Below are 22,416 nucleotides of genomic sequence, written 5' to 3' on the forward strand. Positions count from 1 at the left end.
AATTTATAATTTAGAATGGCACATCATCGTCACTTATTTCAACTGTCTTACCATTTTTGTCAACATCTCTTTGTTTTTCTTTTTCATTCTTTTCTTTTATTTTTTCTTTCATTGCCTCTATATTTTTATCTGTGAAAGGATAATTTTTATCACTTAATATTTCATCTCCTTTTTTCAAAGGTTCGTCTCCACCTTCTATTTCTAAAAATGTAAATGCACTTTTTTTAATCCTTGAACCAAACCCTGCTGATTTACTAGTAACTATAGACTTGACTGTACCTTCAAGAAGACCAACATCTCCCACCTTATATAAACTTTTAAAGCCTTCTATCATATCTTTGTTATGTATTCTAAACGTTAGATTGCAACCTTGCTTACCATAATTATTAATTAAACCTTTAATCTCTAAGTACTCACCTAAGTCATCTTTTTTTTCTTCTATATTTTCAATTAATGCATATGCCCTCCAAACTTGACTTGCCTTTATTGGTTTTACTATTTCTCCCTTGTCATCAATTGGATTACCTTTGTCGTCATATTTTTCTCTATTACAAAAAGTTCCTGATATTTGAAATCTCTCTTTCTTTTCACCATCTTTATAGTATAAATTGTTGTTTAAGGAACAAACACATCTAACAATATCACCTTTTCCGTCCTCTGCTCTAGTTTTTATTTCATTAGCTATTGTCTCTATCCCTAAAAACATTTGATTTGGTGAACCATCTGACTTAAACATTGATGTAAAATAGTCTACGTTCACTGATTCATTTGGTGCTGTTTCAACTTTTAAGGTAAATCTTATTGCTTCTTGACCAGTTCCTTCATCCATTCTAGCTATATTTAATATATCTAAAACTTCTCCTGATACAAATACTTGATTATAGTTTATTCTTTTTTCTGCCATTCACACTTCTCCTTTTTAATTTGCATTTTATTTAGTTATTGCTATACTTAATTTTTTTATATACTTATAATAACATGTTCTATTTATTATTTCAATACTTATTTTTAATTTTATTTATTTTAATTTTTTATTTTTTTGAACAAATCTCGATTGAATTGACTATGAAAACTCTCAATTTGATTTGCTATACTTTCACAACATAATTTAACCTCTGGATTTGCACTTGAACTATTGTTTCTTTCTTTATAAACATGACTCCACTCAGTCATATTTACTTTAAAAATAAAATTACTAGGAATGCTTAACATATATAATCCTCTTTTTACATCCTTATTATCTTTTAAATCTTCTCTTATATATCCATTTATAGCTTTTACATAGTTTATTCCATTAATTTTGATTGTTTTAGGTATATTTTGATTTACATGCTGTAAAGCAATATCTGTAGGAATAATTTTATCTTCATACCATTTTGATATCTCATGTTCAAAATCAGCTAATCTTGTGCTACTTCTTATTATTCTATTATTGAATCTTTTAGTATGAGAATCCCAATCATCTTGACCAGCTCTATGTAAACCTTCCACTGTGATAGACATATCTATGAACCTTAACATGGTCGTATGAGTCCATCCCCATTTCACTAAACTTTTCATCCATGTATCAAATTGTTCTAGTTCTGAACTTAATTTATCTGAAATAATTATTTTACCTCTATTATCTAAGACTTTATCACAGATACTTCTAATTTCTAATTCTTTTTCTCTAGTCCAACTTCTTTTACTCATGAACATTGATACTATAGCATCATCAATCCCTGTTATTTCATTTAAATAAACTTTCAATTCACCAGCTCCTAACCTTCAACTATAATATATCCTTCTTTATAATGTCTTCCCATATTGTTCACCCTTTTATAATACTTATAATCACTCTCCCCTTTTATTCTTGGTACAAATACATCTATTGCATTAGAATTACCAAAATATTTATTAGAGCCTCTATCTTTAACTACTTTTAAATTTCCATCAACCAATATTTTAGTTCCAAATTTAAGATGATTATTGGCTACAAAACCATATCTTAATTTTTCTCCTGTTGCTGTCACATCTCCATGTTTACTATTTTCACAGTTTAAAGAAGTATAATAGCTTACTTCCCATGTTATAGGAATTAGTTTTTGTATTTTAACTCCTAATTCTTTCTCTAAATTAATTCTTTTCATTTCTAACTTATATTCTTTACTATCTTTATATTGCTCCCATTCGTATTTATACATTAAGTCAATATTCTTAGTTGTATTTAGCATTACGTTTTTATTTATATTACTAGTGTCAACTTCTTCTGTATTAGCAAATATAGTTACAGTACCACAAATTATTAAAGTTCCTGTTACAATTATGTTTCTCCACCTCATATATACCTCCCAATCATATTAAATAATAATTTTAATTACTTTTATTTAATAGCATCATCTAATTCTTCTTCAGTCGGCTCTTTTCCTTCCCCATTCCATTCAAAAGAATCTTCTAAATATGCACTTGGATTATAACAACAACCATCACAATCTGTATATCTGTTTTTACGCATTTGTTTAAATTTACAATCCATAATAATACCTCCTAAGATTATTTATTGTTTATTTCATCTAATAATAAATTTAAGTTATTTTTTGCTTTTTTTACTTCAATTCTAGCTAGACATAATTTAATACCTTTATCTAAATCAAATTCATCTATATCATGACAAGTAGCCGAAGCTTTAAATCCATCTTTATCAACTATCACTTTTTTATGATTCGTTCTATACCTACATGTATCTCCCATACTAAGAGAAGCTCTTATTTTCCAATCATCCCAATTATATTTCTTTTTCTCTTTATTATTTACTATTTCAAAATGCTCCTTAAATTCACTATAACTCATAAATCCCATTCCATAATCTGTTTTAAAATGTATATTTCCATTATCTTCTATAGATGTAACTATAAATATATCTCCTATTTCAAATATTCCAAGACCTTGTATTTCCTTTATTAATTTTATTTTATTTCCTTCTATTTGCATACTTTCTTCATCCTTTCTATTCTATCGTTATATTTATCAATTGCTTCTTGTTCTTTTTCATTAACATCTCTATTATATTTACCTTTAGCTTGTACTATTTTCCCATCTCTAACTTCAATTGTTACTAAGCTCTTACTTATATTATCTTTTTTCTCATAAATAATATATGACACTTTCCATCTATAACATTTTCAATATAGCTACTTACACAATTATTTTGTTGTACTGCTTCATCTTTAATTTCATTTGTAGTTTTAGGGTATATAAATTTATAATCTTGATAGGTATATTCTAATGTTTTATCTATTCTTTTATTGAATATTTCTTCTTCAAATTCAGTTTTAAGTCGATTATAATTTCGAGATGCTATTTTATGGGTTGTCAAGAAATGCCTTGGATATTTTTCGTATTTATCACTTATTGAACTCATCATAATGACATAATCATATAATTCATTTAGAGTACTTTCAAGCCCATTTAATGCTTCATATGTCATCAAATTATCTATATAATTTATAAGTGATTGAGGCTTATATTTATATGTATCTATTAATCTATCAAATATCACTCTATAGTAACCATAGTCAAGAAGAGATATTAAATTATTTTTTCCTATTGAATTTAATTCTAAGCTTAATAAATTATTATACAGATTAGGATTTTTACTATAGCTTTGTATCAGTCTATCACTCAAAGTAATACTATGATTTCTACAGATAGAAATAAGACCTTTAGGTATACTCTTAATATCACAATTTATTGGATAAATCACTTTTTTTAACCCTGCAGAGAATAATTGTTCATACTCAGAATAATTATTTATTTCATTTAAAAAACTTCCTATATTTCTTATTCTTTCAACTCTCCTTCCCCAAGTTCTGCTACTCTTACTTCTATTTACTCTTCCATCTACAAAATTTAAAAAACACTTATAATTTTCATCTTCAAAAGAATTTATTACCTCATGTAAATTATATCCTCTAAGTTGTGCACATATATCTTTTACAACTTTGCCTGATTTACCAATGCATTCTCCTGTTGCCAAATTGTATTTTACATTTTTACTATCCTCAAATTCAAACACTAAAAATTGTTTGTTTTTATAAGATTTCAAATATTAATCACTCCTTTACATCTTGATGACAATTGTATGACATAAGTTATTTTTCTACCTATGTAATAATCATTTTAGATTTTTTTAGAATTTATATATTTTTCTTTTAAACCTTTATTACTTCTTGTTTCCATGAATTTATTTATAGATTTTATATAGTTTATATCATTAGAAATTCTCTTAAGACTTGTTATAAAGTAAACAGAATAGCTTCTTGGCATCTTCTTTCTGATAGCTAAGTCAATTACTGTTCTGGCAGCATTATAACTTTTTAAATGAGTATGCCCTTCTTTAAACTTCTTATTAGTATTATATACAATATATCCAGTTTTAGATTTGATAATAATATATTCTTTTTTCTCATATATTTTATTTGCATCCATTATAAATCCTCAATTTTATGCCATATCATTTCTAACTTTCCATGCTTTATATTTAGCTTTCTTCTAATTTCATATGCAGATTTAATTTCTGCTTTTACATTTTGCCACTTTTCCAAAACTTCCTCATATTCCTTATTCTCTTTTTGCAAAAAGAGTATTTTTTCATTTAATTCATCTATTTTAGTATTTAATTCTCTATTTTTTTCTAATAAATCATAGTGTCTTTGCTCATCTATAAGTATTGAAATCACTGCCTTTCACCTGCCTCTTATATGCCATTTTAAGATTGTGAGGTACAAATATAAACAGTATTTTATACAAAGCCTTAGAAAGCCATATATGAGGTAATATTTTTAATTTTCTATTTTCCAATATTCTTGAATCCACCATTCTGTTTCTGTATTACTTTTAATCCATTTTTCATCTACTTTTTTATATTTAGCTCTTTCTTCAATTGATTTCAAATAAATCAAATCATAAACATCAATTTTATTATCCTCAAAAACAGCTTTACTTACTTTTAGAATTTTTTTATTGCCTGATTTTAGATTGTATAGTGTGAGTTTAGGAGAATATTTAGTATCTATATCTATTACTAAACAATGTCTTGGATTTGAATTATTGTCTTTTATACTACATGAACCTACAAACTCAAAATTAGTTTGTATTTTTTTACTAATTGGGGTATCAACACTTTCTATTTGATTTACAAGATAGGAGCATAATTCTTTCGTATCTACCTCTTTAAACTTTTTTTCTGTTTCTTTATTAGAATATTTTCTCATAACCTTTATATCACATGGTAAACTATCCTTTTTAAATTGTTTTTTATTATAGATTGAGTTGTAAATATCATAAACTTTTAAAAGTTTGCTAGACTTTCCAAATTCATCAAAGAAATCTAATTTAATTAGTATAGATAATTGTTTGGAGTTTATATGTCCTTGCAAGTCATTCAATAGTTCTAAAAATGAATCATATTTATTATCTTTAAGAGAATATAGATACTCTCCTATATCAGAATTTAAAAATTTAATAGATTCAATTCCCTTGTAAATACTATTTGTATCTCTATTAAAGAAGTATTCAGATTTTGAAAATCTAAATTTAGGATTTTCTAATTTAATACTAAAATACTCTATTTCATCTGTTAATTTTCTTGTTCTCTCTGTATCTTCATTATATAAATTGAATGCTACAGTATAATATTCTAATGGATAATGTGACTTAAGGTATGCACAATATAAACTATCATATGCATATGAAAGACTATGCGAAGCATTAAATGAATACGAAGCGGCATCATTTACAACTTGCCATGTATCCTCAAAATTGTCAATTGTTCCTATTTTATTTATCCATTTTTGTCTTAATTCATCATACAGTTTTTTTAGTTCTTCTTCTTTAAATTTCTTCTTCTTGATTTTATTTATAATATCATAACTCTCAGATTCCTTTATTCCCAACCATATTAAATATTTCATTATGGATTCTTGATACATAAGGTAATGGTAACTATCTTCTAATAATTTATCTAATTCCTCCACATTGGTAGTATAAGGGTTTCTATTAATAAAGTTATCTAATAAGGATGCAAAACCTGGTCTAATACTCGCTATAAATGCACTTGTTTCAGCCACACTTGATATTTTGTATTTAGATGCTAGACTTGTAGCATAGTCTGAGTCCACTTGATTTATAGTACAAGTTAATTTATTTCTATAGATATCATATGTCTTCTTATCTAGTAAACTATTTAGTTCCTCAATTGTAGGAATACTAATATTTGCTAATTCACAAGTTTTTCTGATTAATGACCACACCTTCACTGTTAAATAATCATTCTTTAAATACTTATACTTATCACAATAATATCCATCTATATTACAACATATCCCATCCTTAGTTTTTAATAGTCCTACTTCTTCATCAATTGTTTTGTCATATATAAGCATAGAGCATGGTGAGAAAGAAACACTTTCTACTACTCCTACAAATACCTTTGATTCATTTATTATATCTTTCCAAAAAACATCATTTGTATATTTATCTAAGTTTTTAGCTACTTCGTCATATTCAGATAGTTTCATATCATTTGCTTTACACCATAATCTAAATGCTGATGCATCTTGTAACGGCTTATAACTTATCATCCAAGCACAATTTTCTTCTCCTAATAAGTCTTTAGTTGCTTGTATAAATGGTTCTGCATCTTCAGCATTTAAATCTATATCAGGTAAAGATTTTGCTGATAGTATCCTTTCAGCACTCATAAATCTAGTAGGGAATAATGGTACTGGAGCATTTAATCTATCTATTTCAGTTAACCCTAAAAGGTTATTTATTATAAATGAAGGAGCAGAACCTCTCCCTGTTTTAGTAAGAAGACCATTATATTCTTGTTTGGCTCTTTGAACTATTTTATAATCTATAATAAAGTAATCCGCCATATGAGTTTCCTCTATAATATCAAATTCATATCTTATAGCATCTAAGTATTCATTCCATCTATTTTTAGGTATATTTTTTCTTTTCTCTAACCATTCTTTATTTAATATTTCTTTCAGTTCTTTATTTGGATTTTTAGATATTGATGGTAACTTTATATCTTCATTTATCAGTGTAATTTCTTCACACTCATCAAATATTAGAGTATTTTTTAATGCTCTCTCAACTTCTTCCTTTGTTAATACATTTTGTTTTTCATATCTTTTAAATATATCATCTGAATTTGGATAATCTAAAATAAATCCATCTTCTTCAGGATAATTTTTACCTTTAGCTTTAAGAAATTTAGTTCTATATTTTGATTCTTCTGGATAAATATAATGACTATCATTGGCATGTATTATATCTATATTATATTTGCTGCTTAATTCTAAAACATCTTTATTATGCAAAGCTTGAGTTTTATGAGGATGAGATTGTACTTCAAGAAAGAAATTATTTTTAAAATAATTCTTTAGTTTTACTATTAATTCTTCTCTATTCTCAAGTTTTAGTATTCCAGCTACACATGCAGTAGTAATAACTACATCCCCTGGTTTAAATATCTCAAATAATATTTTTTCATCTATTCTTGGCTTATAATAATATCCATTTTTATTAGCTAAACTTAAAGCTTTATTTATTTGCTTGTAACCATTATCATTTTTAGCAATTACTATTAAGTGATAATTTCTTCTATCTTTCTCATTTATATCATTTACATAGTAAAATTCTGCTCCAATAATCATTTTTAATCTATATTCATCACATAAAGTTTTTGCCTCATATACATTTCCTTGATATCCATGTTCTGTCGTAAAATATGTATTTTGGCCTAGTTTTATTGCTCTATCTATATATTCTCGTGGTTTAGTGATTACATCTAACGACCTTATATTTGAATATATTTTATGACTATGATAATTATTATATCTCAACTCATCACCTCAACTTAAAAAACAAATTTTAATTATTAATATTCTTTTCAAATAATTCTATTTTTAAAAAGTCATTACATTTTATAACATCCATGCCATTAAACTTAGTAATATACCTCCTTGTTTTATCCTCTATATATTGGATATTAAGAAGGCTATAGTAACCTTCCCACAAAATAAGAAAATTAGGATATCTTCCTGTTCTGGCAACATACTCACACCTTCTTCTATTTATTTCCCTCTCCAACGAATATGTATCTATCTTAATACCCATATATGATTAGCCCCCTTTAAAACTGACATTTTATAGCCTCTCCTGTTTTTCTAATTCATCACATATTTGTAAACATATTTCTTCCAAATTACATCTATCACATTTTATATCTACATATTTATTCTCATATTTGTCTTTATCCCAAAGACACTTATTTGCTATTTCATATCTAAAAATCTCACTAAATTTCATATTACCACCTCTTATTAAAACCATGATTTTATAGTTTATATTTCCCATCATTCCTTGGATATAGAAATTTTATATCTTTAAGGTCTAAACCATCTCTCTCGTAATAATCCTTTGCTCTTATACATTCTCTTGGAGACACTCTGTATAGTTTAATTAAATCCCTAAAATTTATAAAATGTTTTTGACCATCATTTTTTGATGTAATCTCTCCTTCAAATACCACATATTTAATTTTCACTTTACACCTCTATTCTATTGACTCATTAATACTTTTAATCTTGAAAAATTTGGATTGTATCCCTTCTGCCATACGAAATGAGCATATTCTATACTATCTGTCTTTCCATCATCTGTAAAACTCATTCTTTTGTTATGAACAAAAATATATTTAGGCATATTATTCCTCCATAGTTCCTGCCTTACCTTACCTCCCAAATAATTCAATCTAAGTAACATAATAACAAAACCATCTTCTTTTACATCATTTAAAGCTTTATTAATTATATCTAAACTTAAATTAAATGGAGGATTAGTAATGATTACATCATATTTCTCCTTAGGACGGAACTCTAGGTAATCTTGTTTTAGATTTGCTCTTGAATCATCTCTTATGTCTATTGTATCTATTAAAATATCTTGATTTAGAAAATCTTGAATTGCAGTTGGATAGCTCATTGAATTGGTATTATCTCCACCTGCACATGGATCTAATATCCTTATCTTTAAATTGAGTATATTTTCATATTTACTAAACTCATTTAAAAACTCTTTAATTTTAGGAATTGGAGTCCTATAGTAATCACTTACATGAAAATCCCTAGCATCACTTCTATTTGTACTACTTATAAATATCACCTCTATTTATCTAATATTTCATTTACTGTTACGGCTATAAATATAAATATAGCATTTATAATTCCACATATAGGATAGACTACCAATATTCTTAAAATATTTTTTCCCAACTCTAATCCACTATAGTTACTAGCTTTTAATAAGTTAACCACATTTACAAATCCATCTAAAAATAATACTTTTCCTCCTACATATGCTGCTATTATAAATCCTAGTATAAAAATAGTAATTGAAGCTATATGGTTAATGTTATTCCTTTTCTTCTTTATCCTTTTAAACAAATATAAATACCTCCTCAATATTTTAATCTTGTTTTCCAAAATATTCTTCTAGTGCTTTTATAAATAAATGCTCTTTATTTTTAGCATTTTTTATTATATTTTTAATATCCTTTACAGTACAAGCATACTCGTCGCCCCATGAATCCCATCCATTTTGGTATGTATGGGTTAAAATATATCCATAACCATATTCTTTTAATGTTTTATCTATCTCAACTAAATTACAATGAGCATCATATAGTCTATATTGGTCAAATTGATTTTGGTCTTTATTATGATTCATTGATATGGCACATATAATGTTATAATTTTTTATATCAAATTTCTCATTTCCTAGTACATCTACTTTTTTCATCTTTAATCTCCTTAAAATAATACTTTTAATCTATGTCATCCCTTAATAGTAATAATGCTACAACACAAAATCCATTAACTATTATTCCATTAGTACTCCCCGATAGATAATTGAATAGCATAAAACATAAATTTAAAATTGCACCAATATATAAAATCAAATTAATTCTCCTCTATTATAACTGGAACATTACACATAATTACTTTTTTATCACTAAAATATAACGCTACAGTTCCACCATTACTATAATCTACCTTCATATTTTTATCTGCATATTTTTTTAATATTTCACCATTATTAGAATATAAACTTACTGTTACAGATGTCTTTATATCTTCTGTGTTGTTTTTAGAATCTTTCTGTATCTCAGTACACCCAGACATGCCTATTAATATTGTTCCTAATAACCCCGTTAATAAAAACTTTTTCAATATAATTTCACTCCTTTAGTTTTAATTGAATTGTAAATAGGAATATATATTTAGAATTTTTTGAATTGCTTAAATGAATTTCTTAGAATTAAAATTTTGATTAATCATTTACAACATTATATCTATCATCTTCTCTCCATCCAAAATTGTATGGTTTTATAATATTACATATTATATCTTTACATAAATACATATAATCTTCAATGCTATCTTTCGAGTCACCATCTTGTATATTTATTAATGTATCACATCCACCACAGCTTCCATAACCAACATATGTCATAAGATATTCTCTTTCTGATGGTTGATATATCTTTTTTGGTATTAAGTATAATAAAGTACCTTGGAAATCTCCATCATCTATTTCACTTATATTATTTACATCCCACTCATCATCTTCGTTGATATTGTCATTCAAAATATATTTTACAGATAATTTAACCAAATCTTCATAACTACAGTAACTATTATTATTAACGAAATCAGACTCTAACAATGCCTCATGTAATCTTGTTTTATTTTTTATCCACTTTTCTTTACAATATTTTATCATTTAAATCTCCTTTAAATATTATTTAGATTTTTCAATCCTTTACCCCAAAATAAATTTATTTACTATAAATAATTTCATACTTTCCCCATTTTTCTTTACCGATGCTAACTTCAGCAACATCCACTATCATTAGTACATAAAAAATTTCATAACAACTCTCATTGTTGCAGGTATATCTCAAATGTTCTCCACCTCCATCAAAATTTATTTCACAATCTAGAGAATCTATGCACTCTACATCACTACTATTGCAATAAGGACATCTTATTTCAACTTCATCCACTTATTCTCAACTCCCTATTAAATAATTCATATTAAAATATTTATTTTATTACATTAAGTCCATGTTCATAACCTTGTCTATAAGCTGCTACAAAATTTCCATTTACAGTACAATCACAATTTAAACACTTATATTTACCAAAACTAATCATTTCAAATTCATGTTTTTTACATTTATCTAATATCTCTATTTCTTTTTTTATTTCTTCAAATATTTTTTTGCTAGTATCTTTCATATTAAATATCTCCCCCATCTATTATTTTTATTTAATTTTTTCTTTTAAATTTTCAAGTATTCCATCAAAACAACTATCGTGTTCACTACAAATATTATATACACAATATGGACAACGATTGTCTAAATTCTCATCAATATATCGTGCGTATCTTTCTAATATTTCTGTAGTATAATCTTTATCTTCCAACTTTAAGTAGTTTATGAATTCTTCCATTATGTATCTATATACTTTATCTTTTTCTTGTTGAATGTTCTTAAAAAGCCTATAATCTTCAGTATTTACTTCTCCATTTTTTATTTTTCTTTCATATTCCATAGTTCTCTCCAATTAAATACTATTTTACCTTTTTATCATATTTAGCTCTTAAGTAATGTAAATCTTTCCATGCTCTATCAAATTTACTATCTCTTTTAAATATGTACTTCCCTTCTTCGTTTTTTGTATATTCAAATCCTAACCAAACTAAAAAATCAGAGACATTTCTATAATTAACAATTCTTACCTTTTCCATTTTATAATTCTCCCTCAAATTTTCTAATTACATCAATTCTTTTCTGTAGCTTTCTATTATCGAAGTCTTCATCCTCCATCATATATTCTAAGTTATCAAGTAAATAATTCACTGCTGTTATATAGTTTTCAACTTCTTTATCCATATTAAATATCTCCTCATCTATTATTTTTATTTTACAGTTATCATATTTTTAATCATCTTAGTAGTATTTACCAAAGCTTTATTTAAAATATCATCATCTATTTCAATTGGTCTTATATTACCACTTCTAGCCATACCAGCACATACACAATCTGTTATCATTTCTAAAATATCTATCAGATTAACATCTTCTGGACATCTTGACAATAAATGATGTCTTTCATTTTTTATATGTAATTGATACCATTCATCACCAACAAAATCTGTATTATTATTTATAGTTGATAGAAAGTTTTTGTAAAATAGTTTTTCATCAGATTTTTTAGTATAATCATGTGTAACTCCAGCAACCATTAATTTTAAAGCTAATTCATTCATAATATTTCTAACATCTTGTATATGCATATCATTTGCCTCTTGAAATTCTTTAAAACTAACATCTTTTTTTTGCTGTTCTTGTATCTCCATTTGAATTTTTATAAATTATAGTCATTTTTCTTATCTCCTTGATTAATTATATAAATATCTTTTTCTTCATAATTACAATTAAAGCATTTTACATAATGTTCATATATCATTAACTCTTTCATTTTTTACCTCACATTAAAAGTATCATTTTAATTAATCTTCAACTCTTTCATATGTCATTTCAAATATATCTTTTTTACAAGGATATCTCTCTCCCTTAACACCTGTTATTATGAAATCTGTCTCTAAAATGTAATGGTCACCTTCTAACGTTTTTATATATGGCTTATATAATTTACATCCACCACATTTATTCAGTCGTTGATTTTCATATATACAATTATCTCTCATACATTTAAATCCATCTTCTAAACCTTCTTTATATGGTTTAGCATCGATGATAATTGGTTTTTTTCTATACTTCATAACTTCCCTCCATTTAAAATTAAGATTTTATAGTGTTATGTCACTTAAACATCACTTTTGCTTTAATTATTTTAAATTCTTCTATTTTAATTATTTAAATATAATCATAGCACTATATTCATCAACACTATAAGGTGCTGAACTTCCAATTCCAGAATATTTAATATTTAAAATATCATCATTTCTATATGTAGATAAAACATCATTTACATCTTTTACTAATTCATAATAATTACTATTTGTATATATTTTTATTTTCATATTTTTACAATCCCCTTTTATATATTTTCAATCTTTATTTTTTTATATCGTCTATATACCCTGTCCCATTACAATGAGGGCATGATTCTAATGGTTTATTAATTGCATCTACAACCCCTTTTAACCATGTATCAACTTTCTCTTTTAATTCATTCTCATTATTTGCATACATAGCATCTATTGCAGTATATCCATCATAATTACATTGGTTGTGCGTCATTGAAAATATTTTTACTTCTTTATATTCTTTAATCTTAAAATTAATCTTATTACGTTCTTTTTTAGTTTTTGCAAAAACATTTTGATAAGTTATTTTTTCTGGCGTTAATAATGGTACTATTTTTTTAACAGTAAAACAGAAATCATAATCAGATGTTATTTTAGCTTTACTTAAATCTATATTCTCTTTTATATATTGTCTTGTTATATCAAACATTTGTTTTGAAGTTAATTTGCATGGTCTTGATGATAACATTAGTTCTGGAAAAATTATTTTATCTAATAACTGATGTTTTACATCTGCATTTGTTATTTTATATACAGAACTATTTTTATAGTTTTCTTTAACACCATTAGCCTCATATTCTATCTTATTTGGCATTTCAAAACTATCTAATTCCATAATTACTTCTATTTTTACATTTTCTACTTCAACTAATTTAGGAGGAAGTTCATCTTTTTGAAAAGTATAAAATTCACGTATTTCAAAATCAAATTTATCTATGTCTTCTACATTTATTGTTTTAGGAAACTTTTCACATTCCATATTTTTGTTATTAAGTTCATATCTTTTATTTGTATATTCTATTAATTTAGTTTCAATTCTTTCTGGATATTTATCTATAACATACCAATTTTTACAGTATGTTTCTTTTGGTTTCTCTCCATCAAAATATATATTAGTTAGCTTGGTTCTATGATAGTCATAACCATACCCTTGAAATACCTCACAATCAGATATAAAACATTCCTTATTTGTTTTTACCATGTAAATATTCATCATAATTACCCTCCATTTAAAATTAAGCTTTTATTGTATTTCATTATAATAAATTAATTCTGGATTACGACATTCTTCATATCGACTATATCCTAAAAATTCATCGTCTTCACAATGTATTTGTATATATGGTTTTATCCAATTTAAAAATTTATTTATTTCATCATCATAATTTTTTAAGTTACTTCTAATAGTTAAATAATGTGTTTTTGCTATATCGTCATACTCAAACATCGTATTGCTCCTACCTGAGAAAGAATAGCTATCCATTATAAATAACCATCTCCATCTACGACATTCAAAGAATGGATGAGGTGGTGTAATATCATATCTATCTTCTCCTTCTATCATGTTATTTAATATATTAATAACTTCTTTCGGCGTATCCTTTTTTAATTCAATCGCACATACAAACTCTGTATACATTCCCATTAGTATTTCCTCCTAAATTCATCTATTAAATTTTTCATTTTAATTACTTTTAAAATTATAAACTGGTTTTAACACCTCCATTATCTCAATAGTATCTCCTATATTGTTTAAGATGTCCTCTATAGGTTTGTATGCTTGTGGTGCTTCATCTAGTGTTGATTGACCTACACAAGTTGTAAATATTTCTTTCATAGATTCTTCAAATTCATCTAAAGATATTTTTTCTTTAGCTTTTCCTCTTGATAAAATTCTTCCTGCTCCATGTGGTGCTGAATAATTCCACTCAGAATTACCTTTACCTTTTCCTAATATAATCCCATCTCTCATGTTTATTGGAATTATTACTGTTTCATCTTTATTCGCAGAAATTGCTCCTTTTCTAAGTATTTTACTATCCATATCTATATAGTTATGAATACATTCTATAACATCACATTTAATATCTCTTATAAAATGGTCATAATTTACATCTAGGCTGTTATATTTAAACAATATATCCGCAATTATAACCATTCTATTTACAGCAGCGTATTTTTGAGCTATACTCATATCATGTAAATAATCTTCCATTAAATCATTTTCTAAATAACATAAATCATCATGTGGCTTATTCAATTTTCTGTCACTAAGGTCTTTCAAATATTTATTTATCAAATGTTCTTTATTGTCTTTTTTAGAGTAGATATTAAAAACTCTTTTGCATCATCATATGACTTTTTATATTTTTCAACACAATATTTTATAGCTTTGTCTTGGTAATAATCAGCTATTTGTTTTCCTAAATTTCTTGAACCTGTATGAACAGTAAGATACATCTGACCTTTTTCACTTTTATCAACTTCTATAAAGTGATTGCCTCCACCTAAAGTTCCTAACGACATATATGCTCTATTTTTATTCACCTCGCATTTAAGATTATTTATGTCTATATTAAATAAATTCTTTAATAGTTTTTCTCTTGACTTATTATGTATTTTAAATCCATGAGGAATATAATCTCTTATAATCTTATCTAATTTTGTATAATTTATATTATTAATATATTTTTCTAATGGAATAGTAGCCATTCCACAACCTATATCCACCCCTACCAGATTTGGCACTACTTTATCACTTATAGTCATTGTTGTTCCTATTGTACATCCTTTACCAGCATGACAATCAGGCATAATTCTTATACTGGATTCTTTAAATTCCTTTTGATTACATAAATTTATTATTTGTCCTATTGTTATCGAATCTACATTCTCTGTAAATATTTTAGCTTTGTTATATTTTCCTTGAACCTCCATTTATTATTCTCCTTTTAAAACCTGTATTTTAATACCAGTACATAATAACTAAACTATGATTTTCAAAATCAATTATATTTAACATTTTTTGAAATTCTTTTAATACTAAATCCCAAAAATCTTGTGTATATCTGTCATCAACCGTTACTTTTTTGTCGTTTTTATAATAATATTCTGTATCCTTATTATATATTCTAGAATTTATATCTTTTTGTTTAAGAAAAGGGATTATATAATCTTCCAAATCTTCTTTTGTAATAAGTATGGCTTCATCTTCATAACTTTCATAACCCTTTTCCCACTTAGCTTTATATATCATACGAATAATTGCCCAGTCTTCTAAAGCTATGTCAATATCTAATAATTCTTCAAATTTATAAAATTCGTCTTCATTCTTATTTAATTCTTGATACTTTTGTATTCTTGTTTTATTTAAGTAAGTATCTAAATCTGTAACTTTTGTTTTTATTGAATAAAAACCTAAATCTAATCCCATATATATCCCCTCACCTATTAAATTTTATAGTTTAATTTTATTTTTTTATATATGTGCTTTCCCTATTAAAACCCTGGACATCTATAACAACATCGCCTTTTCTTTCAAGTTTTATTATTTCTTGTCTCATTTCTTTAATCTCACTATTTTTAGAATATTGCTCTACTATTTTATTTTTTATTAAAATCATAATACATTCCTCTAAATCATCATACATTCTAATAATTCCACTTTCTCCAAAGCCAAATCTATAAATATAATCATTAACAAGCTTCTTAAGTATTTTATTATACAGCAATACAGTTTTTTTTAAGAATAACTTCCCAGCATCTTCTTCATAAACGAATAATTCCGAGCCAAGATACAATATATTTTCCTTAGCTTTTATTTCATACTTAAAGATTCTTTCTGAGGGTTTTATTGTTTTATCATTTAATTTTTTTGTATCCTCTGATTTTATCGACTTCTTAAAAGAACTCATTATATTTGTTCCTTTCCTTTCATTTTAAAATTTATATTCCGGTTAAAACTGTTGTTTTAGTTACTTTTATATTCCATACATTTTAAAACTAAATTCTACCTCTTCATCATCTTTAAATTCTTCATTGAAGACTTCTTCTACTGTTTTATCCTTAGAGACAACTATATGTAAATAACCTCGTTTACTAATAAAAGAAGTTTGATAAAGATTATCTGCACCCAAGAAATCCCCTTCTTTCTTCCAAGGTACATATATATACTCTACACTTCCGTTTTCGTATTCTATCTTTACATTTGTAATATCCTTATAATCATTCAATCTTTGAATTTCATCAACACGTTTATGTATTTGTATATGTAAATAATCTGCATTCTTGCATTTACCTATATAATTCAAAGCAAATCCTCCAATAGTTTCATGTATATTATCTAAATAAAACGCCCCTACATCTCCAATACCTAACTCTACACTCTCTAAGTTCTCTAATCCTAAAATTATTTTCTTTATTTTCATAAACTAATCCTCCTTTTTTATTAGAATCTATCTTTTAATATAATTCAAATAGTTTTAAAGATTTAATATTGAATAACTATGTATCTCATATTTCCATATAAATTTCTTTTAGCTTTTCCTATAGTTCCATCTTTTTTTATTGGGCTATTATTAAATATTTTCATATTAGCTCTCCTATATCAACTTAAAATTTTTATATATTATATCAACTTTAAGATGATTAGTCGACATAAATTATTTAATTTATACCAGTATTTTCTTTTAATTAGTTTTCTTTACTTTCTCCTCTATTCACTTCATAATATCCAGATATTTCGATATCTTCATTCCTCAGAATAATTTTCCCACTTTCAAATATTGTTAGTGTAACATTTTTTAATTCTACTTCTCCAATATTTAAGATTGCTGCTTCAATAGAAGCATAATATTCCCCTTCTTCAATTACTTTTAGAGCTTTTTCTACCATCCGCCTTGTAATATCATCTTCTAGAACTAGAATCAAATTAATATTCTGTTTTTTAGATTGATGAATTATAAGATTATCTCCAGCTTTTATTTTGTATTTAGTCATTTAAAACCTCCTTTTGATACAATGTTATATCTTTTTCATTAATTTTACTTATTTATAATATTTAATTTAGATATATTTATTTTATATTTATCTAAATAATAATTTCCTTCAACTACATCAACTGCTTCATACCATAAATAATCTATATCTTCTTCAGATATTTTTAATTGTTCAATAGACTCTTTTTTCATTCTATCTGCCCAATCTTTAGCTTCTTTTTCAGTACAAACTCTATGCATATACAAATGTACAAATTTCCCTTCATGAATTAATTCTTCTGCAATGTAATATAACTTTAAAACTTTATTATCTAAATATTGTTTATCTTCTGATTCTTCTAAAGCTGATATTAGTTTTTCTGCTGAATTTTCATCTTTTATATCTATGTTTTTTAATATACTTTTTGTAGACATATCATCACTCCTTATTATTTTTTAATCCATCCTTCTGGATAATCATTTCTTAGAACTCTTAATCCTAGTATTTGTTGGGCTTGATGTATAGCATTTTTAAAATCTCCTAATTCAGAAGGATGTTGTCTTTTTAATTTATAAAAAACATTCCATGCATTTATTAAATTATCCATGATTAATCCTTCTTCATGGTTTAATCCATCAAGTCTTTTTCCTTCTCTATTGCCATTCATTGTTATTGTAATCCCATTTAAATCTAAACTCTTTTTATTTAAACTTTTTATGTAATGTATTATAGGTTTTACTACATCTTCAACATCTGCATTTACCTTTCTAAGTAAACTATAATCACTAGAATCATATTCAACATAAGTTAATTGGTTCGTATCACTATCAAAACCTAATGATAATTCTGTTTTTCTATTTATAGGTATTAAATCCTTTTTACAACTAGGGCATATCATTATCTCTTCATTCAAAAAATAATTATATTCTTGCAATGTTTCTTCTCTATCGAAATATTTATTGCAATTCTCACACCAAAATCTCACAATATCACTCCTTTAATTTTTCCTACCAGTCTATACAAATACTCCCCACCTTTAATTTAATTAATTCTTTTTTACAATTCTCAATTCATTCAATATTATCTTCATAAGATATATCACTTTTACTTAAATCTACAATCTCATCATTTAATATACTTAAGAGATTTTCTAAACTACAAATCTCATGTTTTTCTAAATAATTCTCTCTTAACTTTATTTTTATAAGTTTATTTAAATTAGGAGCTTCTTCTTTTGAAAACATAAATATATAATTTCTTTTCAATGGATATTCTCTTAATTCTTCTAAACTATTGATATTTTTATTTTCTATTTCTTTTAACCAAATCTTCTAATTTTTCAGTATTTCCCCCACAATATTTTATTATTTTATTTACAGCATTCTTATTTTTTATAATATCTGTTTCAAAATACATATATCTACTTTCCTCCTTATATTAAAAGAAATATTTTAATGCCTCCTAGACTTTCTCCTCTCATGAAACCTTCTATCCATCTTGAAATTTTCAACTTCATAATATAAAACCTTTTTTCTCTTATGTTGCTCTTTAAGAAATTTACCACTAAATTCTTCTTTGGTCATAACAATCACCTCCAAAGAGAGGGTTAAGCCTCCCTTATTCATATAATACTATTTGTTTTTTATCTAATGTTTCTTGAACATCAATTATCCTTTGATTTGATGAACCTTTAAAAATCAACTCTAAAGATTTTTTATCTTCTTCAAATTTTCCATCTACAAGAACATCTATTAATTTTAACAATTCTAGCTTTTCATTGTCTGTTATGAGTTCTTCAAACTTAAAACCTGTATAACACCATATTGTTTTGTTTGTATTCTTTTTAATTAATTTAGCTAAATGAACAAATCCTTGTAGTTGTAGAAGTGGGTCTCCTCCTGAAAATGTTACATCTGAAAATGTATTTGAAATGATTTCCTTATAAATATCTAACACTTTAGTTAAAGTTCCATTTTTTATATCCCAAGATTGAGGATTGTGGCAGCCTCTACACATATGGTTACATCCAGAACAATAAATAGATGTTCTAAACCCTTCTCCATCAACAATTGTGTCATGTTTTATATCTAAAATATAAATATAATTTTTATCCATGTGTGACCCTATCTTTTAACTCAGCTAGTTTTGCATTATTCCAGCTATTCTGTGGGTTTTATTGTTTTCATAACTCTCTCCTTTAACTATTCTACCTTTTCCCAGTTTACAAATTTATAAATATTAAAATTTAAATCTATATAATATAAATTATATTGTTCAATATTTTTATTTTTAAGTTCTAATGAACTTTTCAAGCCTCCTAATGTCTTAAAACCAATTCTATTACTATTACCTATATGAAAATTTTCCATATCTTTATTTTTTGCAAAATAAATCCTATCCCATCCCATATATTTATACCTATATAATTTTGTATTTTATTTAGTTTATATTCTTAACATATTATATTTAGTTCCTCTTCCTTATTTATAATAATAACATAATTCTTTATTTATTTCAACGATTATTTTGCATTTTATTTAGTTTATGATTTTATTATTTATATTCGCACAATTAAATACCTTGTATATATCTTTTTAAGAATATGAAACTTCTTTACCTTCCTCTCTAACTCTTATAAAAACAGGAAATCTTAAGGATAGTTCACCTTTTTCATTATTGGTTTCCTCGAAAAATTTTACTTCTATAACTCGTCCTAATATCTTATTTTGATTAATAAAATAATACTTGCGTTGTTCATCTGTAAATCCAGAGCCAACTCCTAATCTATATCCTTTGTAATCACATATTATATTGTCTAACAAACCCTTGTATTTACCATCGCCTTCCTCTATAGCGATACATCTTATATCACATGTATTAAACACTTTTACTTTAAGTAAGCTTTTTACACGTTTACATTGATATGATTCATTAGATATATTAATCATTACCCCCTCTTCATTATTGGATATCATTTCACTTAAATATTTATTAATCATTCTAACATCTTTACCTTGATATAATGGTTTTAAATATTCAACATATTTTAGTTCATTGATAAGTTTTTTAAATATCCTTTCAAGTTTATTTTTTCTAATATAACATGGTGTTTTATCTTCTCCTGCATAAAAGTCATTTATATTTTGAATATAGTCATAACAAACCATCTTTAACCCAGTTTTAATACCTTTGACTCTGCATCTTTTTAAAGTATCTTTAAATCGCTCTTTAGAATCTTTATAGATACCTTCTGCAAGTAGTTCTCCATCATAAACTCCCGAAGGCATTTTAATAAAGTCTTTCTCTATATCAATTAAGTTTTCTATTATCTGCCCTTGTCTACTAAATATTTTAATGTAGCTTTTATCCTTAATTACTATTATTCTTGTTCCATCTAATTTGGTTGTTAAAATAAATTCTTTGTTATCAAGTTTGTCTTTATTTTTATCATAATTTTCTGCCAACATTACTCCAAATTCTCTTAAAACTCCTGGCATTATTTTATTTGCAGTTTTGGATGTCAAACCTAATTTAATTGATTTTGTAGCTAATCCAATTATAAATTTTTTCAATTCTTCATTTTGAGTCGCAAATACTTGTATAGTTTTAATGTCAGTATCTCTCCCTGTATTATTTTCAATTAGATAATCAATCATATCATATATATCATTTAAATTATTATAATTAATATTATTCAACGATTTAGATATTTTCTTTTTAGATATTCCAGTTACAACATATTGGTCTAACAGAAATTGTAAACATTCAACAAACATTCTATTATTTTTATATTTTTCTAATATTCTCTCTTTTTCTTTTCTACTAGATGTAGCTGCTAAACTATCAAATATTTTTTTTACTTCTAAAAGCTCTTTCATTAAAAACCTCCTTGTGCCTACTAGGTAAAATCATATTAAAACATTTGTTTTAATTTAACCTTCAACCTTATACCAATTCCAATCTATAAAATTTTCAAAAACATAATCCCATGCAATTTTATCTATATAATCCTCTCTCTCTTCATCAGACATATCTTTTAAATCATCATCATCTATTTCAATCTCCAGCTCACAGTCTGAACCAACTTTATTAGTTTTAACATGTACATTTATTTTCATATTTTAAAATCCTCCTATTCAATTTAAATTTTATTCCAAATCAAAATTTTTACACTGCAAAATCTCTTTATTACCTTCTAAGCAAATAGACTTAAATTCAATTTCTTTATCTTTAGAGTTACAATATCCTTCATAATTATTTGCACATGCTAAAAGCTCACACTTTATACAATACTCATTGACTTTCATATTAGGATGATAAACAGGAGTTGAACCAGCCACAATTTGTCCACAATATTTACACATCCAAATTTTACAAGTATATTGCTGACTCCTTGTTGTAATTAATTGACAATCTTTTATCCTTGAAAACTTATGTCTGAATATACATCTAAAACTTTTAATAAACATCACTCCTTTATATACTCAT

General features: G+C 25.5%; 44 protein-coding genes. All 44 read right to left on the reverse strand.

The annotated features are described in order from the left end of the window. Positions 1 to 10 precede the first annotated feature (10 nt). The 44 genes from IR152_RS10660 to IR152_RS10860 all read right to left on the reverse strand — a co-directional run bounded on the left by IR152_RS10660 (position 11) and on the right by IR152_RS10860 (position 22,397). The gene (locus tag IR152_RS10660; protein WP_227451832.1) at positions 11 to 904 is read right to left on the reverse strand and encodes a hypothetical protein; all 894 of its coding nucleotides are present in this window, start codon (positions 902 to 904) and stop codon (positions 11 to 13) included. Positions 905 to 1,023: 119 nt separating this feature from the next. Continuing rightward, positions 1,024 to 1,749, reverse strand: coding sequence for an FAD-dependent thymidylate synthase (locus tag IR152_RS10665; RefSeq protein ID WP_227451833.1), 726 nt, complete (start codon positions 1,747 to 1,749; stop codon positions 1,024 to 1,026). Between the two features lie 11 nt (positions 1,750 to 1,760). Then, positions 1,761 to 2,321 (reverse strand): hypothetical protein, encoded by a 561-nt coding sequence (locus IR152_RS10670; RefSeq protein WP_227451834.1) that lies wholly within the window; start codon positions 2,319 to 2,321, stop codon positions 1,761 to 1,763. A gap of 41 nt (positions 2,322 to 2,362) precedes the next feature. Next, positions 2,363 to 2,515 carry a hypothetical protein gene (locus tag IR152_RS10675; protein WP_227451835.1) on the reverse strand — a complete coding sequence of 51 codons (153 nt, stop codon included), beginning with the start codon at positions 2,513 to 2,515 and terminating at the stop codon, positions 2,363 to 2,365. A gap of 17 nt (positions 2,516 to 2,532) precedes the next feature. Then, a complete protein-coding gene (locus tag IR152_RS10680) occupies positions 2,533 to 2,970 on the reverse strand; it encodes a hypothetical protein (protein ID WP_227451836.1) in 438 nt (145 codons plus the stop codon). Next, entirely contained in the window at positions 2,961 to 3,143 is a 183-nt protein-coding gene (locus tag IR152_RS10685) for a PcfJ domain-containing protein (RefSeq protein WP_227451837.1), read from the reverse strand. Before IR152_RS10685 ends, IR152_RS10680 begins: the two co-directional genes overlap by 10 nt. Then, on the reverse strand, positions 3,107 to 4,084 hold the full coding sequence (locus tag IR152_RS10690; RefSeq protein ID WP_227451838.1) for a PcfJ domain-containing protein: 978 nt from the start codon (positions 4,082 to 4,084) through the stop codon (positions 3,107 to 3,109). Before IR152_RS10690 ends, IR152_RS10685 begins: the two co-directional genes overlap by 37 nt. Before the next feature lie 74 nt (positions 4,085 to 4,158). Further along, positions 4,159 to 4,467 carry a hypothetical protein gene (locus IR152_RS10695; RefSeq protein ID WP_227451839.1) on the reverse strand — a complete coding sequence of 103 codons (309 nt, stop codon included), beginning with the start codon at positions 4,465 to 4,467 and terminating at the stop codon, positions 4,159 to 4,161. Then, positions 4,467 to 4,718, reverse strand: a complete 252-nt coding sequence (locus IR152_RS10700) for a hypothetical protein (RefSeq protein ID WP_227451840.1) — start codon at positions 4,716 to 4,718, stop codon at positions 4,467 to 4,469. Before IR152_RS10700 ends, IR152_RS10695 begins: the two co-directional genes overlap by 1 nt. 102 nt (positions 4,719 to 4,820) lie before the next feature. After that, the gene (locus tag IR152_RS10705; RefSeq protein WP_227451841.1) at positions 4,821 to 7,892 is read right to left on the reverse strand and encodes a PHP domain-containing protein; all 3,072 of its coding nucleotides are present in this window, start codon (positions 7,890 to 7,892) and stop codon (positions 4,821 to 4,823) included. A 28-nt stretch (positions 7,893 to 7,920) separates the two neighbouring features. Continuing rightward, positions 7,921 to 8,166, reverse strand: coding sequence for a hypothetical protein (locus tag IR152_RS10710; RefSeq protein WP_227451842.1), 246 nt, complete (start codon positions 8,164 to 8,166; stop codon positions 7,921 to 7,923). Positions 8,167 to 8,196: 30 nt separating this feature from the next. Next, complete coding sequence (locus tag IR152_RS10715; RefSeq protein ID WP_227451843.1) at positions 8,197 to 8,358, reverse strand: hypothetical protein; 162 nt, start codon at positions 8,356 to 8,358, stop codon at positions 8,197 to 8,199. Positions 8,359 to 8,386: 28 nt separating this feature from the next. After that, on the reverse strand, positions 8,387 to 8,596 hold the full coding sequence (locus IR152_RS10720; protein WP_227451844.1) for a hypothetical protein: 210 nt from the start codon (positions 8,594 to 8,596) through the stop codon (positions 8,387 to 8,389). Between the two features lie 14 nt (positions 8,597 to 8,610). Beyond that, positions 8,611 to 9,213 carry a class I SAM-dependent methyltransferase gene (locus tag IR152_RS10725; protein WP_227451845.1) on the reverse strand — a complete coding sequence of 201 codons (603 nt, stop codon included), beginning with the start codon at positions 9,211 to 9,213 and terminating at the stop codon, positions 8,611 to 8,613. A gap of 2 nt (positions 9,214 to 9,215) precedes the next feature. After that, the gene (locus IR152_RS10730) at positions 9,216 to 9,494 is read right to left on the reverse strand and encodes a hypothetical protein (RefSeq protein ID WP_227451846.1); all 279 of its coding nucleotides are present in this window, start codon (positions 9,492 to 9,494) and stop codon (positions 9,216 to 9,218) included. A 22-nt stretch (positions 9,495 to 9,516) separates the two neighbouring features. Then, a complete protein-coding gene (locus IR152_RS10735; RefSeq protein ID WP_021425100.1) occupies positions 9,517 to 9,849 on the reverse strand; it encodes a hypothetical protein in 333 nt (110 codons plus the stop codon). Positions 9,850 to 9,874: 25 nt separating this feature from the next. Then, positions 9,875 to 10,009, reverse strand: coding sequence for a hypothetical protein (locus IR152_RS20025; protein WP_255624753.1), 135 nt, complete (start codon positions 10,007 to 10,009; stop codon positions 9,875 to 9,877). A gap of 1 nt (position 10,010) precedes the next feature. Then, a complete protein-coding gene (locus tag IR152_RS10740) occupies positions 10,011 to 10,280 on the reverse strand; it encodes a DUF5052 domain-containing protein (RefSeq protein ID WP_227451847.1) in 270 nt (89 codons plus the stop codon). A gap of 100 nt (positions 10,281 to 10,380) precedes the next feature. After that, the gene (locus IR152_RS10745) at positions 10,381 to 10,833 is read right to left on the reverse strand and encodes a hypothetical protein (RefSeq protein WP_107612896.1); all 453 of its coding nucleotides are present in this window, start codon (positions 10,831 to 10,833) and stop codon (positions 10,381 to 10,383) included. A 55-nt stretch (positions 10,834 to 10,888) separates the two neighbouring features. Beyond that, positions 10,889 to 11,116: a hypothetical protein gene (locus IR152_RS10750; protein ID WP_227451848.1), complete on the reverse strand. Its 228-nt coding sequence runs from the start codon at positions 11,114 to 11,116 to the stop codon at positions 10,889 to 10,891. Positions 11,117 to 11,156: 40 nt separating this feature from the next. Beyond that, on the reverse strand, positions 11,157 to 11,351 hold the full coding sequence (locus tag IR152_RS10755; protein WP_227451849.1) for a hypothetical protein: 195 nt from the start codon (positions 11,349 to 11,351) through the stop codon (positions 11,157 to 11,159). A gap of 27 nt (positions 11,352 to 11,378) precedes the next feature. Beyond that, the gene (locus IR152_RS10760; RefSeq protein WP_227451850.1) at positions 11,379 to 11,669 is read right to left on the reverse strand and encodes a hypothetical protein; all 291 of its coding nucleotides are present in this window, start codon (positions 11,667 to 11,669) and stop codon (positions 11,379 to 11,381) included. 19 nt (positions 11,670 to 11,688) lie between these two features. After that, entirely contained in the window at positions 11,689 to 11,865 is a 177-nt protein-coding gene (locus IR152_RS10765; RefSeq protein ID WP_227451851.1) for a hypothetical protein, read from the reverse strand. 1 nt (position 11,866) lies between these two features. Then, positions 11,867 to 12,010 carry a hypothetical protein gene (locus tag IR152_RS10770; RefSeq protein ID WP_227451852.1) on the reverse strand — a complete coding sequence of 48 codons (144 nt, stop codon included), beginning with the start codon at positions 12,008 to 12,010 and terminating at the stop codon, positions 11,867 to 11,869. A gap of 26 nt (positions 12,011 to 12,036) precedes the next feature. Next, positions 12,037 to 12,477 (reverse strand): DUF5662 family protein, encoded by a 441-nt coding sequence (locus tag IR152_RS10775; RefSeq protein WP_227451853.1) that lies wholly within the window; start codon positions 12,475 to 12,477, stop codon positions 12,037 to 12,039. Positions 12,478 to 12,630: 153 nt separating this feature from the next. Then, positions 12,631 to 12,903, reverse strand: a complete 273-nt coding sequence (locus IR152_RS10780; protein ID WP_227451854.1) for a hypothetical protein — start codon at positions 12,901 to 12,903, stop codon at positions 12,631 to 12,633. 90 nt (positions 12,904 to 12,993) lie between these two features. After that, a complete protein-coding gene (locus tag IR152_RS10785) occupies positions 12,994 to 13,164 on the reverse strand; it encodes a hypothetical protein (protein ID WP_227451855.1) in 171 nt (56 codons plus the stop codon). A 34-nt stretch (positions 13,165 to 13,198) separates the two neighbouring features. Further along, on the reverse strand, positions 13,199 to 14,167 hold the full coding sequence (locus IR152_RS10790) for a hypothetical protein (protein WP_227451856.1): 969 nt from the start codon (positions 14,165 to 14,167) through the stop codon (positions 13,199 to 13,201). A gap of 27 nt (positions 14,168 to 14,194) precedes the next feature. Beyond that, a complete protein-coding gene (locus tag IR152_RS10795) occupies positions 14,195 to 14,596 on the reverse strand; it encodes a hypothetical protein (RefSeq protein WP_227451857.1) in 402 nt (133 codons plus the stop codon). 39 nt (positions 14,597 to 14,635) lie between these two features. Then, positions 14,636 to 15,235: an RtcB family protein gene (locus tag IR152_RS20455; RefSeq protein WP_413927489.1), complete on the reverse strand. Its 600-nt coding sequence runs from the start codon at positions 15,233 to 15,235 to the stop codon at positions 14,636 to 14,638. 11 nt (positions 15,236 to 15,246) lie between these two features. Then, positions 15,247 to 15,888: an RtcB family protein gene (locus IR152_RS20460; protein ID WP_413927490.1), complete on the reverse strand. Its 642-nt coding sequence runs from the start codon at positions 15,886 to 15,888 to the stop codon at positions 15,247 to 15,249. A 28-nt stretch (positions 15,889 to 15,916) separates the two neighbouring features. After that, complete coding sequence (locus IR152_RS10805) at positions 15,917 to 16,384, reverse strand: hypothetical protein (protein WP_227451858.1); 468 nt, start codon at positions 16,382 to 16,384, stop codon at positions 15,917 to 15,919. A 37-nt stretch (positions 16,385 to 16,421) separates the two neighbouring features. After that, positions 16,422 to 16,865, reverse strand: a complete 444-nt coding sequence (locus tag IR152_RS10810) for a hypothetical protein (protein ID WP_227451861.1) — start codon at positions 16,863 to 16,865, stop codon at positions 16,422 to 16,424. A gap of 66 nt (positions 16,866 to 16,931) precedes the next feature. Beyond that, positions 16,932 to 17,378: a hypothetical protein gene (locus IR152_RS10815; protein ID WP_227451863.1), complete on the reverse strand. Its 447-nt coding sequence runs from the start codon at positions 17,376 to 17,378 to the stop codon at positions 16,932 to 16,934. A 265-nt stretch (positions 17,379 to 17,643) separates the two neighbouring features. Beyond that, positions 17,644 to 17,949, reverse strand: coding sequence for a hypothetical protein (locus tag IR152_RS10820; RefSeq protein ID WP_227451865.1), 306 nt, complete (start codon positions 17,947 to 17,949; stop codon positions 17,644 to 17,646). Between the two features lie 44 nt (positions 17,950 to 17,993). Beyond that, positions 17,994 to 18,362: a hypothetical protein gene (locus IR152_RS10825; protein ID WP_227451867.1), complete on the reverse strand. Its 369-nt coding sequence runs from the start codon at positions 18,360 to 18,362 to the stop codon at positions 17,994 to 17,996. Positions 18,363 to 18,376: 14 nt separating this feature from the next. After that, positions 18,377 to 18,913, reverse strand: a complete 537-nt coding sequence (locus IR152_RS10830) for a hypothetical protein (RefSeq protein WP_227451869.1) — start codon at positions 18,911 to 18,913, stop codon at positions 18,377 to 18,379. An 85-nt stretch (positions 18,914 to 18,998) separates the two neighbouring features. After that, positions 18,999 to 19,193, reverse strand: a complete 195-nt coding sequence (locus tag IR152_RS10835) for a hypothetical protein (protein WP_227451871.1) — start codon at positions 19,191 to 19,193, stop codon at positions 18,999 to 19,001. A 186-nt stretch (positions 19,194 to 19,379) separates the two neighbouring features. Further along, entirely contained in the window at positions 19,380 to 19,511 is a 132-nt protein-coding gene (locus IR152_RS20030; protein ID WP_255624754.1) for a hypothetical protein, read from the reverse strand. A gap of 34 nt (positions 19,512 to 19,545) precedes the next feature. Next, a complete protein-coding gene (gene nrdG, locus IR152_RS10840) occupies positions 19,546 to 20,043 on the reverse strand; it encodes an anaerobic ribonucleoside-triphosphate reductase activating protein (RefSeq protein ID WP_227451872.1) in 498 nt (165 codons plus the stop codon). A gap of 86 nt (positions 20,044 to 20,129) precedes the next feature. After that, positions 20,130 to 20,297 carry a hypothetical protein gene (locus IR152_RS10845; RefSeq protein WP_227451874.1) on the reverse strand — a complete coding sequence of 56 codons (168 nt, stop codon included), beginning with the start codon at positions 20,295 to 20,297 and terminating at the stop codon, positions 20,130 to 20,132. Between the two features lie 225 nt (positions 20,298 to 20,522). Beyond that, positions 20,523 to 21,806: a hypothetical protein gene (locus IR152_RS10850; RefSeq protein WP_227451876.1), complete on the reverse strand. Its 1,284-nt coding sequence runs from the start codon at positions 21,804 to 21,806 to the stop codon at positions 20,523 to 20,525. A gap of 54 nt (positions 21,807 to 21,860) precedes the next feature. Then, the gene (locus tag IR152_RS10855) at positions 21,861 to 22,046 is read right to left on the reverse strand and encodes a hypothetical protein (protein ID WP_227451878.1); all 186 of its coding nucleotides are present in this window, start codon (positions 22,044 to 22,046) and stop codon (positions 21,861 to 21,863) included. Positions 22,047 to 22,076: 30 nt separating this feature from the next. Continuing rightward, positions 22,077 to 22,397 carry a hypothetical protein gene (locus IR152_RS10860; RefSeq protein ID WP_227451879.1) on the reverse strand — a complete coding sequence of 107 codons (321 nt, stop codon included), beginning with the start codon at positions 22,395 to 22,397 and terminating at the stop codon, positions 22,077 to 22,079. Between the last annotated feature and the right edge of the window lie 19 nt (positions 22,398 to 22,416).

This window comes from Clostridioides sp. ES-S-0108-01 (genome assembly GCF_020662285.1).
Lineage (GTDB): Bacteria > Bacillota > Clostridia > Peptostreptococcales > Peptostreptococcaceae > Clostridioides.

Excerpts from the sequence above, each read along its gene's own strand:
- IR152_RS10660 (WP_227451832.1), bottom strand. The coding sequence starts at position 904 with ATGGCAGAAAAAAGAATAAACTATAATCAAGTATTTGTATCAGGAGAA.
- IR152_RS10670 (WP_227451834.1), bottom strand. The coding sequence starts at position 2,321 with ATGAGGTGGAGAAACATAATTGTAACAGGAACTTTAATAATTTGTGGT.
- IR152_RS10675 (WP_227451835.1), bottom strand. The coding sequence starts at position 2,515 with ATGGATTGTAAATTTAAACAAATGCGTAAAAACAGATATACAGATTGT.
- IR152_RS10680 (WP_227451836.1), bottom strand. The coding sequence starts at position 2,970 with ATGCAAATAGAAGGAAATAAAATAAAATTAATAAAGGAAATACAAGGT.
- IR152_RS10695 (WP_227451839.1), bottom strand. The coding sequence starts at position 4,467 with ATGGATGCAAATAAAATATATGAGAAAAAAGAATATATTATTATCAAA.
- IR152_RS10710 (WP_227451842.1), bottom strand. The coding sequence starts at position 8,166 with ATGGGTATTAAGATAGATACATATTCGTTGGAGAGGGAAATAAATAGA.
- IR152_RS10715 (WP_227451843.1), bottom strand. The coding sequence starts at position 8,358 with ATGAAATTTAGTGAGATTTTTAGATATGAAATAGCAAATAAGTGTCTT.
- IR152_RS10735 (WP_021425100.1), bottom strand. The coding sequence starts at position 9,849 with ATGAAAAAAGTAGATGTACTAGGAAATGAGAAATTTGATATAAAAAAT.
- IR152_RS10745 (WP_107612896.1), bottom strand. The coding sequence starts at position 10,833 with ATGATAAAATATTGTAAAGAAAAGTGGATAAAAAATAAAACAAGATTA.
- IR152_RS10755 (WP_227451849.1), bottom strand. The coding sequence starts at position 11,351 with ATGAAAGATACTAGCAAAAAAATATTTGAAGAAATAAAAAAAGAAATA.
- IR152_RS10760 (WP_227451850.1), bottom strand. The coding sequence starts at position 11,669 with ATGGAATATGAAAGAAAAATAAAAAATGGAGAAGTAAATACTGAAGAT.
- IR152_RS10765 (WP_227451851.1), bottom strand. The coding sequence starts at position 11,865 with ATGGAAAAGGTAAGAATTGTTAATTATAGAAATGTCTCTGATTTTTTA.
- IR152_RS10770 (WP_227451852.1), bottom strand. The coding sequence starts at position 12,010 with ATGGATAAAGAAGTTGAAAACTATATAACAGCAGTGAATTATTTACTT.
- IR152_RS10775 (WP_227451853.1), bottom strand. The coding sequence starts at position 12,477 with ATGGAGATACAAGAACAGCAAAAAAAAGATGTTAGTTTTAAAGAATTT.
- IR152_RS10780 (WP_227451854.1), bottom strand. The coding sequence starts at position 12,903 with ATGAAGTATAGAAAAAAACCAATTATCATCGATGCTAAACCATATAAA.
- IR152_RS10785 (WP_227451855.1), bottom strand. The coding sequence starts at position 13,164 with ATGAAAATAAAAATATATACAAATAGTAATTATTATGAATTAGTAAAA.
- IR152_RS10790 (WP_227451856.1), bottom strand. The coding sequence starts at position 14,167 with ATGATGAATATTTACATGGTAAAAACAAATAAGGAATGTTTTATATCT.
- IR152_RS10795 (WP_227451857.1), bottom strand. The coding sequence starts at position 14,596 with ATGGGAATGTATACAGAGTTTGTATGTGCGATTGAATTAAAAAAGGAT.
- IR152_RS20460 (WP_413927490.1), bottom strand. The coding sequence starts at position 15,888 with ATGGAGGTTCAAGGAAAATATAACAAAGCTAAAATATTTACAGAGAAT.
- IR152_RS10805 (WP_227451858.1), bottom strand. The coding sequence starts at position 16,384 with ATGGGATTAGATTTAGGTTTTTATTCAATAAAAACAAAAGTTACAGAT.
- IR152_RS10810 (WP_227451861.1), bottom strand. The coding sequence starts at position 16,865 with ATGAGTTCTTTTAAGAAGTCGATAAAATCAGAGGATACAAAAAAATTA.
- IR152_RS10815 (WP_227451863.1), bottom strand. The coding sequence starts at position 17,378 with ATGAAAATAAAGAAAATAATTTTAGGATTAGAGAACTTAGAGAGTGTA.
- IR152_RS10820 (WP_227451865.1), bottom strand. The coding sequence starts at position 17,949 with ATGACTAAATACAAAATAAAAGCTGGAGATAATCTTATAATTCATCAA.
- IR152_RS10825 (WP_227451867.1), bottom strand. The coding sequence starts at position 18,362 with ATGTCTACAAAAAGTATATTAAAAAACATAGATATAAAAGATGAAAAT.
- IR152_RS20030 (WP_255624754.1), bottom strand. The coding sequence starts at position 19,511 with ATGACCAAAGAAGAATTTAGTGGTAAATTTCTTAAAGAGCAACATAAG.
- nrdG (WP_227451872.1), bottom strand. The coding sequence starts at position 20,043 with ATGGATAAAAATTATATTTATATTTTAGATATAAAACATGACACAATT.
- IR152_RS10845 (WP_227451874.1), bottom strand. The coding sequence starts at position 20,297 with ATGGAAAATTTTCATATAGGTAATAGTAATAGAATTGGTTTTAAGACA.
- IR152_RS10850 (WP_227451876.1), bottom strand. The coding sequence starts at position 21,806 with ATGAAAGAGCTTTTAGAAGTAAAAAAAATATTTGATAGTTTAGCAGCT.
- IR152_RS10855 (WP_227451878.1), bottom strand. The coding sequence starts at position 22,046 with ATGAAAATAAATGTACATGTTAAAACTAATAAAGTTGGTTCAGACTGT.
- IR152_RS10860 (WP_227451879.1), bottom strand. The coding sequence starts at position 22,397 with ATGTTTATTAAAAGTTTTAGATGTATATTCAGACATAAGTTTTCAAGG.